The organism is Streptomyces sp. NBC_00443 (genome assembly GCF_036014175.1).
Lineage (GTDB): Bacteria > Actinomycetota > Actinomycetes > Streptomycetales > Streptomycetaceae > Streptomyces.
Window position 1 is genome coordinate 6,994,292 of the sequence record NZ_CP107917.1, and the last position, 11,858, is coordinate 7,006,149.

Sequence of the window (11,858 nt, forward strand, 5' to 3'; positions counted from 1 at the left end):
CCCCGAATCATCCTCCTGGTCGGGCCGGTTGCGTGGCTTCCAGGAGTTCGGCGAGTTCCACCAGGTCAGTGCCGGTGAGCCGGGGGAGTACGCAGCCGGAGAGGGTGCGGCACGCGTCACGCCAGCTCGCCGGGATCGACGCGCCGCCGCCCAGCGCGCCCGTGAGCGCGCCGGCCAGGGCCGGTGCCGAGTCCGCGACCCGGGAGATACACGCGGCGGCGGGGACCGCCTCGGCGATACGGCCGTCCGCCGCGACCGTGAGGGCCAGAGCCACGGGGACCGTTTCGGCCGCGGCGACGCCGTAGCTGTAGACGTGGTCGACGATTTGGTGTTCGAGGAGGGGGACCAGGGCGAAGGCGCTGTCGGCGGCCCGCGCCAGCTTGAGTGCGTGGCGGGCGTTGCGGCCGATCTCCGTCTCCTCGGGGAGTTCGGCGAGTGCGGCGGTGACGCAGGCTTCCGTCGTCGCGCCGGTCAGAGCCAGGGCGAGGGCCGCCGCCATCGCCCTCGCGCCGTGCACGCCGTCGCCGTCCTGGGTGTAGCGGGCGTCGAACTCGGCGAGGTCGGCTGCGCGGCGGGGGTCGCCGGGGTGGGCCACGGCGAGGACGCAGGCCCGGACGCAGGCGGCGTCGTCGAAGTAGTGCGGGTTGTCATGACCGGTGGCGGGTGGGCGCAGTCCGGTGGCGAGGTTGCCGAGGCCGGCGCGGACGGAGATGCGGGCGCGCAGGGGGAGGATCGCCGACTCGACCTCGGGGGCGCGGTCGGCTGCGGCGGCTACCTCGCTGGCCACGGCGTTCCAGGTCAGGTCGATCGCGGCCCGGGTGCGGCGCTCCCGGCTGAGGTCGCCCAGGGCGGTGTCGTCGCCGGCGCGCAGGAGTGCCTCGGCTGCGAAGGCTGCCCATTCCGCGTCGTCGGAGGGGCCCAGGCGGAGGGGCTCCGGGGGTTGGTTCAGGGCGAGGGGAGGGGAGGGTGGTGGTGGCGTTGTGTTCGGCGAAGGTGTCGAGTTCGCGGGTGAGTCTTCGTGTCCACTCGGGCATGCGGGCGGCTCTGTGGCGGGCTGCCGGCCAGCCGGCGGCGTCGCCTGCGGCGAGGCCGAGCAGGAGGCCGGCGATGCGTTGTCCGGCCTCGGCTTCGCCGTCGGCCGGTTGTCTCCCACCCGCACCGCCCGTGCGACTCGCGTCGTCGGGTGCGGGTGGCCCCAGGGGGCGTTCTCGCCGTCGGCGACTGCGGGATCGTTCGGCGGAACGAGGGCCGTGGTGTCGTCATTCGGGGGCGCCGAAGTCGGGGACCCCTCGTCCAGGGGGCGGGGCGGTGTCACGGCCGGACCTCCGCCTCGTCGTCCGTGACCAGAGCGAGGGAGTGGCGCGCGAAAGCCTCGCCTCCCAGCGGCACCTCACCTGCCGCGGACCCCCTGGCCCCCCACTTCCCGCCCTCCCCAGGCACCAACAGCTCCGCCACATCCAGGACGTGGTGCCCGGCCATCGACGGCAGGCAGCTTCCCCGGGCCGGCCCGATCGCCGCCGCCCACTCCGTCGGGATCGCGGACTCGCCCTGCGTCGCGCCCGCCAGCGCACCCGCCACCGCTGCCGTCGTGTCCGCGTCCCGGCCCATGTTCACGGCCGTGAGGACCGCCTGGACGAAGTCGCCGTCCGCTGCCGCGTACGCCCCGAAGGCCAGCGCGACCGCCTCGGGGGCGAGGTCGGTCCAGGGGTAGCCGCCGATGACGACGGCGGAGCGGACCGCGCGTTCGCCGCGGTGGGCCACCGCCACGGCCCGGCGCAGCGAGCGGGCCGTCCAGGAGTCGTCCGGGACCACCGCCAGGGCCGAGGCCACCACGGCGATCGTCGGTGCTCCCGCCATCGCCGCCGCGACACCCGCCGCCACCGCCTGGCCGCCGTAGATGCCCTCGCCCTCGTGGCTCACCGAGCCGTCGATCGCCACCAGGCGGGCCGCTTCGGCCGGGCGGCCCGCCGCGAAGACGCCGAAGGGGGCCGCCCGCATGGCGAGACCGTCGCTCCAGGCGTGCCGGTGCTGGGCGGAGATGGGGGCCGCGAGGCCCCGGCGGAGGTTCTCCAGGGTGCCGCGCTCGCTGAAGCCCGCGCCCCGGAAGGGGCCCTCCGCACGGTCCGCGATCCACTGGTGCCAGGCCGATTCCACATGGGCCGGGGTGAGGGCCGAGCCGTGGCGGGCGAGGAGGAGGCCCGAGAAGATCGCGTACTCCGTGTCGTCCGTACCTGCTGGGTTGTCGGTGACGAAGCCGGTGATACGGCCCCAGCGGGCGCGGATCTCGGAGGGCTTCATGTTCTCCGCGGGGGCGCCCAGCGCGTCGCCGACGGCCAGGCCCAGCAGTGCGCCGCGTGCCCGTCCGCGGAGTTCGGCGGCGTCCCCGGGCGCCGGGACCGAGGGGATGCAGGCGGTCGATGGCATGCGTGACCTCTCCTCCGGGGGCTCCGCCCAGGGCGCGGAGCCCTTTGCGGATATGTCCCACCGTCGGCGGTTGACCCGAGCCTCAGAAGCCTCAGTGTCACCCGGTCGACATCTGTGCATGTCCCGGCACGAATGAGCGTTCTAAGGGAAAAGTGCAGGTTAGCGCAGCCTTTCCTTGCTGGCGACGAGGAATCTCGGAGCGTAGATTTGGCGTTGTCGAAGAATAGAACATGTCTAAAGACAGCCTTACCTGAGCCTTCTGGGGGACCCTCATGGCCATCATCGAGACCGAAGCCGCCCTGCATGAGGCGCACCGTGACAACCACACGCACCGGGATGTGAACGGAGGCTGGCTGCGCCCCGCCGTCTTCGGCGCGATGGACGGCCTGGTCTCCAACCTCGCGCTGATGACCGGTGTCGCGGGCGGGGCGGTCAGTCATCAGACCATCGTGCTGAGCGGGCTCGCCGGTCTCTCCGCGGGTGCCTTCTCCATGGCTGCCGGTGAGTACACCTCCGTCGCCTCGCAGCGTGAGCTGGTCGAGGCCGAGCTGGACGTGGAGCGGCGGGAGCTGAGAAAGCACCCCAAGGACGAAGAGGCCGAGCTCGCTGCCCTCTATCAAGCGCGGGGCGTCGAGCCGGGGCTCGCGCGGGCCGTCGCCGAGCAGCTCTCCCGCGACCCCGAAGTGGCTCTGGAGATACACGCCCGTGAAGAGCTCGGCATCGACCCCGGTGATCTGCCGTCGCCGCTGGTCGCGGCCGTGTCGTCGTTCGCGTCGTTCGCGCTGGGCGCCCTGCTGCCCGTACTGCCGTATCTGCTCGGTGCGACCGCGCTGTGGCCGGCCGTGCTGCTGGCGCTGGCCGGACTGTTCCTGTGCGGTGCGGTCGTGGCCAAGGTGACCGCGCGGAGCTGGTGGTTCAGCGGGTTGCGGCAGCTCGCGCTCGGTGGTGCCGCGGCCGGTGTGACGTACGCCCTGGGCAGCCTGTTCGGAACGGCCGTAGGATAGCTCGGCTCGGACTTATGCGTTGGGCCGTATAAGTAGCCGTTACTCGCTGGTTTCGAATGCTTAACCACCGGGCATGAGCCGTAAGCGCTGCGGGCAATGAGGCCTGTGACGCACCCGCGGGGTGGGCGACGACGCCCGCCTTCGCCCCCCTGGATCGACGGACATGGACCTGTCCCGTTCGCTCCCCACATACTTCGAGCCATGTGCGCGGAACCCTTGCCGCAGCCCATGGTGTCCGCATGGTGGAACGGATTATCCCGCTTCCCGAGAACCGCCCCATCATGTAACCTGCACGAAATTTTGCACTCACGCAGAGGGCCAACGTCGTCCCTCGGCAATCTGCATATGCCACATGACGACGACGGGAGAGCCGATGCGTACGCCGCGCCAGCCGTCCCAGCACTCCACGAATGGCCAGAACTGGTCGTTCATGGATGCTCGCCCTGCTGCGCAGGGTATGTACGACCCCCGCAACGAGCACGACGCCTGTGGCGTCGGCTTCGTGGCCACCCTCACCGGCGAGGCGAGCCACACGCTGGTCGAGCAGGCGCTCACCGTTCTGCGCAATCTCGAACACCGCGGCGCCACGGGCTCCGAGCCCGACTCGGGCGACGGCGCGGGCATCCTCTCCCAGGTGCCGGACGCCTTCCTGCGTGAGGTGACCGAATTCGAACTGCCCCAGGCCGGTGCGTATGCCGTCGGTATCGCCTTCCTGCCGGAGGACGGGACCCAGGACGCCGTCTCGCAGATCGAGACGATCGCGTCCGAGGAGGGCCTGAACGTCCTCGGCTGGCGTGAGGTTCCCGTCGCGCCCGACCTGCTGGGCGCCACCGCCCGTTCGACGATGCCCGCCTTCCGGCAGGTGTTCGTCGCGGACGGGTCCTCGGAGGGCATCGACCTCGACCGCAAGGCCTTTGTGCTGCGCAAGCGCGCCGAGCGCGAGGCCGGCGTCTACTTCCCGTCGCTGTCGGCCCGCACGATCGTCTACAAGGGCATGCTGACCACCGGCCAGCTGGAGCCCTTCTTCCCGGACCTGTCCGACCGCCGCTTCGCCTCGGCCGTCGCCCTCGTCCACTCGCGCTTCTCCACGAACACCTTCCCGTCGTGGCCGCTCGCGCACCCCTACCGCTTCGTCGCGCACAACGGTGAGATCAACACCGTCAAGGGCAACCGCAACTGGATGCGGGCCCGTGAGTCGCAGCTCGTCTCCGACCTGTTCGGTGCCGACGACAAGGCTCTTGAGCGCATCTTCCCGGTGTGCACGCCCGACGCCTCCGACTCGGCGTCCTTCGACGAGGTGCTGGAGCTGCTCCACCTCGGTGGCCGCTCGCTGCCGCACTCCGTGCTGATGATGATCCCGGAGGCGTGGGAGAACCACGACTCCATGGACCCGGCCCGGCGCGCCTTCTACCAGTTCCACTCCACGATGATGGAGCCCTGGGACGGCCCGGCCTGTGTCACCTTCACCGACGGCACCCAGGTCGGCGCCGTGCTCGACCGCAACGGCCTGCGCCCCGGCCGCTACTGGGTCACCGACGACGGCCTCGTCGTCCTCGGCTCCGAGGTCGGCGTCCTCGACATCGACCCCGCCAAGGTCGTCCGCAAGGGCCGCCTGCAGCCCGGCCGGATGTTCCTCGTCGACACCGCCGAGCACCGCATCATCGAGGACGACGAGATCAAGGCCCAGCTCGCGGCGGAGAAGCCGTACGCCGAGTGGCTGGAGGCCGGCGAGATCGAGCTGTCCGACCTGCCCGAGCGCGAGCACATCGTGCACACGCACGCCTCGGTCACCCGCCGCCAGCAGACCTTCGGTTACACCGAGGAGGAACTGCGCGTCATCCTCGCGCCGATGGCCAAGGCCGGCATCGAGCCGATCGGCTCGATGGGCACCGACTCGCCGATCGCCGCGCTGAGTGACCGTCCGCGACTGCTCTTCGACTACTTCACCCAGCTGTTCGCGCAGGTCACGAACCCGCCGCTGGACGCCATCCGCGAGGAGCTCGTGACCTCGCTGTTCTCGTCCATCGGCCCGCAGGGCAACCTGCTGGAGCCGACGGCCGCGTCCTGCCGCAGCGTCACCCTGCCGTTCCCGGTGATCGACAACGACGAGCTGGCCAAGCTCATTCACATCAACGCCGACGGCGACATGCCCGGCTTCAAGGCCGCGACCCTGTCCGGCCTGTACCGGGTGCACGGCGGCGGCGACGCGCTGGCCGCGCGCATAGAGGAGATCTGCGCCGAGGCCGACGCCGCCATCGACAACGGCGCCCGTCTGATCGTCCTGTCGGACCGCCACTCCGACGCCGAGCACGCGCCGATCCCGTCGCTGCTGCTCACCGCGGCCGTCCACCACCACCTCATCCGCACCAAGCAGCGCACCCATGTGGGCCTGCTGGTCGAGGCCGGCGACGTCCGAGAGGTCCACCACGTCGCCCTGCTCATCGGCTTCGGCGCCGCGGCCGTGAACCCGTACCTGGCGATGGAGTCCGTCGAGGACCTCGTCCGCGCCGGTACCTTCCTGCCCGGCATGGAGTCCGAGAAGGCCATCCGCAACCTGATCTACGCCCTCGGCAAGGGCGTCCTGAAGGTCATGTCCAAGATGGGCATCTCCACCGTCGCCTCCTACCGCGGCGCGCAGGTCTTCGAGGCCGTCGGTCTCGACACCGCCTTCGTCGAGAAGTACTTCAACGGCACGGCCACCAAGATCGGCGGCGTCGGCCTCGACGTCATCGCCAAGGAGGTCGCCGCCCGCCACGCCAAGGCCTACCCCGCCTCCGGCATCGCCCCGGCGCACCGCGCGCTGGAGATAGGCGGCGAGTACCAGTGGCGTCGCGAGGGCGAGCCGCACCTGTTCGACCCGGAGACGATCTTCCGCCTCCAGCACTCCACGCGCACCGGTCGCTACGACATCTTCAAGAAGTACACCGAGCGCGTGAACGAGCAGTCCGAGCGCCTGATGACGCTCCGCGGGCTCTTCGGCTTCACGTCCGACCGGCAGCCGATCTCCATCGACGAGGTCGAGCCGGCTTCCGAGATCGTCAAGCGCTTCTCCACCGGCGCCATGTCGTACGGCTCCATCTCCAAGGAGGCGCACGAGACCCTCGCCATCGCCATGAACCAGCTGGGCGGCAAGTCCAACACCGGTGAGGGCGGCGAGGACGCGGACCGGCTGTACGACCCGGCGCGCCGCTCCAGCATCAAGCAGGTGGCGTCCGGCCGCTTCGGTGTGACCTCCGAGTACCTGGTCAACGCCGACGACATCCAGATCAAGATGGCCCAGGGCGCCAAGCCCGGCGAGGGCGGCCAGCTGCCCGGCCACAAGGTCTACCCGTGGGTCGCGAAGACGCGTCACTCGACGCCGGGCGTGGGCCTGATCTCCCCGCCGCCGCACCACGACATCTACTCCATCGAGGACCTGGCTCAGCTGATCCACGACCTCAAGAACGCCAACCCGCAGGCCCGCATCCACGTGAAGCTGGTCTCCGAGGTCGGCGTCGGCACGGTCGCCGCGGGTGTGTCCAAGGCGCACGCCGACGTGGTGCTCATTTCCGGCCACGACGGCGGTACGGGCGCCTCCCCGCTCACCTCGCTGAAGCACGCGGGCGGCCCCTGGGAGCTCGGTCTCGCCGAGACCCAGCAGACCCTGCTGCTCAACGGCCTGCGCGACCGCATCGTCGTGCAGACCGACGGCCAGCTGAAGACCGGCCGTGACGTCGTCATCGCCGCGCTGCTCGGCGCCGAGGAGTTCGGTTTCGCGACTGCGCCGCTCGTCGTCTCCGGCTGCATCATGATGCGCGTCTGCCACCTGGACACCTGCCCGGTCGGCATCGCCACCCAGAACCCGACCCTGAGGGACCGGTTCTCCGGCAAGGCCGAGTACGTCGTGAACTTCTTCCAGTACATCGCCGAAGAGGTCCGCGAGATCCTCGCCGAGCTGGGCTTCCGCTCCATCGAGGAGGCCGTCGGCCACGCCGAGACCCTCGACGTGACCCGCGCGGTCGACCACTGGAAGGCGCAGGGCCTGAACCTGGCCCCGCTGTTCCACGTGCCCGAGCTGCCCGAGGGCGCGGTGCGCCACGCGCTGGTCGAGCAGGACCACGGCCTGGAGAAGGCGCTCGACAACGAGCTCATCAAGCTCGCCGCCGACGCGCTGGCCGCGGACTCCGCGACCGACGCCCAGCCGGTGCGCGCCCAGATCAAGGTCCGCAACATCAACCGCACGGTCGGCACCATGCTCGGCCACGAGGTGACGAAGAAGTTCGGTGGCGCGGGCCTGCCCGACGACACCATCGACATCACCTTCACGGGCTCGGCGGGCCAGTCCTTCGGTGCCTTCCTGCCGCGCGGTGTCACGCTGCGCCTGGAGGGCGACGCCAACGACTACGTCGGCAAGGGCCTCTCCGGCGGCCGGGTGATCGTCCGTCCCGACCGGGGCGCCGACCACCTCGCCGAGTACTCGACGATCGCGGGTAACACCATCGCGTACGGCGCGACCGGCGGTGAGCTGTTCCTGCGCGGTCGTACGGGCGAGCGGTTCTGTGTCCGCAACTCCGGCGCGACGGTCGTCTCCGAGGGCGTGGGCGACCACGGCTGCGAGTACATGACCGGTGGCCACGCGGTGGTCCTGGGCGAGACGGGCCGTAACTTCGCGGCCGGCATGTCCGGCGGCATCGCGTACGTCATCGACCTCGACCGCGACAACGTCAACGTCGGCAACGTGAGCGCCGTCGAGGCTCTCGACGACACCGACAAGCAGTGGCTGCACGACGTGGTCCGCCGCCACCAGGAGGAGACCGGCTCCACGGTCGCCGGGAAGCTCCTGGCCGAGTGGGAGACCGCCGTCGAGCGCTTCAGCAAGATCATCCCCAGCACGTACAAGGCAGTGCTCGCCGCCAAGGACGCCGCCGAGCGAGCTTGTCTCTCCGAGACCGAGATCACCGAGAAGATGATGGAGGCGGCGATCAATGGCTGACCCGAAGGGCTTCCTCAACCACGGGCGCGAGGTCGCCAAGTCCCGCCCCGTCGACGTACGCCTCAAGGACTGGAACGAGGTCTACGTCCCCGGCTCCCTGCTGCCGATCATCAGCAAGCAGGCCAGCCGCTGCATGGACTGCGGCATCCCGTTCTGCCACAACGGCTGTCCGCTGGGGAACCTGATCCCCGAGTGGAACGACTACGCCTACCGCGAGGACTGGGCCGCCGCGTCCGAGCGGCTGCACGCGACCAACAACTTCCCGGAGTTCACCGGTCGCCTCTGCCCCGCCCCCTGCGAGTCGGCGTGTGTGCTCGGCATCAACCAGCCGGCCGTCACCATCAAGAACGTCGAGGTCTCCATCATCGACAAGGCGTGGGACAGCGGCGATGTCGCGCCGCAGGCCCCGGAACGCCTGTCCGGCAAGACCGTCGCGGTCATCGGGTCCGGCCCCGCCGGTCTCGCCGCCGCCCAGCAGCTGACCCGGGCCGGCCACACCGTCGCCGTCTACGAGCGCGCGGACCGCATCGGAGGCCTTCTCCGTTACGGCATCCCCGAGTTCAAGATGGAGAAGCGGCACATCAACCGCCGTATCGAGCAGATGCGCGCGGAGGGCACCCGCTTCCGTACCGGCATCGAGATCGGCCGCGACCTCAAGGCGACCGACCTCAAGAAGCGCTACGACGCGGTCGTCATCGCCGCCGGCGCCACGACCGCCCGTGATCTGCCGGTCCCCGGCCGTGAGCTCAAGGGCGTCCACCAGGCCATGGAGTACCTGCCGCTGGCGAACAAGGTCCAGGAGGGCGACTACGTCACCTCCCCGATCTCCGCCGAGGGCAAGCACGTCGTGGTCATCGGCGGCGGCGACACCGGCGCCGACTGCGTGGGCACCGCCCACCGTCAGGGCGCGGCCTCGGTGACGCAGCTGGAGATCATGCCCCGCCCGGGCGAGGACCGGGCGTCGCACCAGCCGTGGCCGACCTTCCCGATGCTGTACAAGGTCACGTCCGCGCACGAGGAGGGCGGCGAGCGGGTCTACTCCGTCTCCACCACCCACTTCGAGGGCGACGAGGACGGCAACGTCCAGTGGCTGCACCTCACCGAGGTAGAGTTCGTCGACGGCAAGCTGACCCAGAAGCCGGGCACGGAGCGCAAGATCCCCGCCCAGCTGGTCACGCTGGCCATGGGCTTCACCGGCCCCGACCGTGACAACGGCCTGGTGGACCAGTTCGGCCTGGACCTCGACGAGCGCGGCAACATCGCCCGTGACGGCGACTTCCAGACCAACGTGCCGGGCGTGTTCGTCGCCGGTGACGCCGGCCGCGGCCAGTCGCTCATCGTGTGGGCCATCGCGGAGGGCCGCTCGGCCGCCCGCGGCTGCGACCGCTTCCTGGCCGGCGCGAGCGAGCTGCCCGCGCCGATCCGGCCGACCGACCGCTCGCTGATGGTCTGACGGCACCACAAGTGACCTGACGGTCACTCATATACGTCCCGTACAAAGGCGTACGGAACACAGACGGCGCCTGCCCACAGTCCCCGACCGGACGAATGGGCAGGCGCCGCCGCCTTGCGTTCAGGGGCCACTCTCAGCCCGTCAGCTCCGCAACCTTCGCGACGGCGACCACCGCCAGCAGCACCAGCACGCCCACGCACGCGGCCGTCTGGATGAGGGCCTGGCGCGGGCCGCGTGGGGCGTACGCGTAGGCGAGTGTGATGGCGGCTCCCGTCAGCAGTCCGCCGAGGTGGCCCTGCCAGGAGGTGAGGCCGGCGGAGAGCAGCAGCCACAGGAGCAGGAACGCCATGAAGCGGTTGACGCTCTGCATGTCGGCGCCGATCCGGCGGGCGAGGACGTAGTACGCGGCGCCGAGCCCGAAGATCGCCCCCGACGCGCCGACCGACTCCACGTTCACGTCCCCGAGCAGCAGCTGGAGCACCGACCCGCCCAGCGTCGCCAGCAGGTACAGCGCGAGGTAGCGGACCCGCCCCAGCATCGGCTCCACGACCCGGCCGAGCTGCCACAGCGAGAGCATGTTCATCACGATGTGCAGCAGCCCGAAGGTGCCCTCGGTCGGCGGCAGGTGGAGGAAACCGCTGGTCAGCAGCCGCTCCCACTGCCCGGCGACCAGGCCTTCGGCGTGGAAGTCCGAGGGGTGGCCGGCGACGTAGATGTAATAGCCGCCGTCCGGCCCGACCAGCCGGGCGCTGAGCATCGAGAACCGGTCCACGACCTCCGGGCGCACCACCTCGGCCAGATAGGCGAGGACGTTGAGCCCGATGAGTACGGCGGTCACGAGGGGGGTCGCGGAGATCCGCCCGCCGACGAGCGTCCGGGCCTGCCGCACCGACCGCGAGCCCTCCTTCACACACTCCACGCACTGATGGCCGACGGCCGCCTCGCGCATGCAGTCCGGGCAGATGTACCGGTCGCAGCGGGTGCAGCGGACGTGGGACTCCACCTTCGGGTGGCGATAGCAGGTGGTGACCGCGGGCTCGACGGCCTCGGACTTGTTGGCGTCGGGCCTGACGGCCTCGGACTCTGCGGACTCGGGCTCCACAGCCGGCTCCTTGGAGGACTGGACGGACGATGAGCCGGTGGGGACGGCGGCGATCAAAATAGCGAACACCTGTGGACGGAGGGACAGGTGGGGCCGGTGGTGCCGTAATCTCGGCAGCCGTACGGACGCACTTGGGGGAGAACGTATGGCGGCGATCAGTCTCAGCAAGGTCGAGGAGACCGCGCCCGCGCTGGTCAGCCTGTACAAGAGCGCCGGTGTGTCGCTGCGCAAGCACGGGCTGGACGGGGCGCGGGCCGCGGTCTATCTGGTGGTCGACTACTCCGGTTCGATGAAGCCGTACTACAAGGACGGCAGCGTGCAGGCGCTCGCCGACCGGGTGCTCGGGCTGTCGGCGCACTTCGACGACGACGGGACCGTGCCGGTGGTCTTCTTCTCGACCGACGTCGACGCCGAGACCGAGATCGCGCTCGCCGGCCACCAGGGGCGGATCGAGCGGATCGTGGCCGGGCTCGGGCACATGGGCAAGACCAGCTACCACCTGGCGATGGACGCCGTCATCGACCACTACCTGGACAGCGGGTCGCGGGAACCGGCCCTGGTCGTCTTCCAGACCGACGGCGGGCCCATCAACAAGCTCGCCGCGGAACGGTACCTGTGCAAGGCGGCCCCGCTTCCGCTGTTCTGGCAGTTCATCGGCTTCGGGGACCCGGCGAGCCGCCAGTTCGACTTCCTGCGCAAGCTCGACGAGCTGGCGGTGCCGGGCAAAAGGGTGATCGACAACGCGGGGTTCTTCCACGCCGGTTCGGATCCGCGGCAGGTGTCCGACGCCGAGCTGTACGACTGCCTGCTCGCGGAGTTCCCGAAGTGGCTCGTGGCGGCCCGGGCGCAGGGGATCGTACGGCCCGCCTGACCTGTAGGCGGCCTGTTCGCACCGTTGGCGCG

6 protein-coding genes and 1 pseudogene are annotated in these 11,858 nt (G+C 70.5%); 4 read left to right on the forward strand and 3 right to left on the reverse strand.

Translation table 11 applies throughout. The features are described from left to right. Positions 1-7: 7 nt before the first annotated feature. Positions 8-1,315 (reverse strand): annotated as a pseudogene (locus tag OHO27_RS31820) (ADP-ribosylglycohydrolase family protein). Further along, positions 1,312-2,424, reverse strand: coding sequence for an ADP-ribosylglycohydrolase family protein (locus OHO27_RS31825; protein WP_328428410.1), 1,113 nt, complete (start codon positions 2,422-2,424; stop codon positions 1,312-1,314). The pseudogene OHO27_RS31820 and the gene OHO27_RS31825 overlap by 4 nt, the downstream one beginning before the upstream one ends. A 272-nt stretch (positions 2,425-2,696) precedes the next feature. Between OHO27_RS31825 and OHO27_RS31830 the strand changes: the two genes are divergently transcribed. The 3 genes from OHO27_RS31830 to OHO27_RS31840 all read left to right on the forward strand — a co-directional run bounded on the left by OHO27_RS31830 (position 2,697) and on the right by OHO27_RS31840 (position 9,853). After that, positions 2,697-3,428, forward strand: a complete 732-nt coding sequence (locus OHO27_RS31830; protein WP_328428411.1) for a VIT1/CCC1 transporter family protein — start codon at positions 2,697-2,699, stop codon at positions 3,426-3,428. Between the two features lie 373 nt (positions 3,429-3,801). Continuing rightward, positions 3,802-8,400, forward strand: a complete 4,599-nt coding sequence (gene gltB, locus OHO27_RS31835; RefSeq protein WP_328430613.1) for a glutamate synthase large subunit — start codon at positions 3,802-3,804, stop codon at positions 8,398-8,400. Further along, on the forward strand, positions 8,393-9,853 hold the full coding sequence (locus OHO27_RS31840; protein ID WP_328428412.1) for a glutamate synthase subunit beta: 1,461 nt from the start codon (positions 8,393-8,395) through the stop codon (positions 9,851-9,853). The genes gltB and OHO27_RS31840 overlap by 8 nt, the downstream gene beginning before the upstream one ends. A 133-nt stretch (positions 9,854-9,986) precedes the next feature. Here the strand turns inward: OHO27_RS31840 and OHO27_RS31845 are convergent, their stop codons facing one another. Further along, on the reverse strand, positions 9,987-10,856 hold the full coding sequence (locus tag OHO27_RS31845) for a rhomboid family intramembrane serine protease (protein ID WP_443059729.1): 870 nt from the start codon (positions 10,854-10,856) through the stop codon (positions 9,987-9,989). Between the two features lie 244 nt (positions 10,857-11,100). On the opposite strand from OHO27_RS31845, the gene OHO27_RS31850 reads away from it, so the two are divergent. Continuing rightward, positions 11,101-11,826 carry a vWA domain-containing protein gene (locus OHO27_RS31850; protein ID WP_328428414.1) on the forward strand — a complete coding sequence of 242 codons (726 nt, stop codon included), beginning with the start codon at positions 11,101-11,103 and terminating at the stop codon, positions 11,824-11,826. The last annotated feature ends 32 nt before the right edge of the window (positions 11,827-11,858 follow it).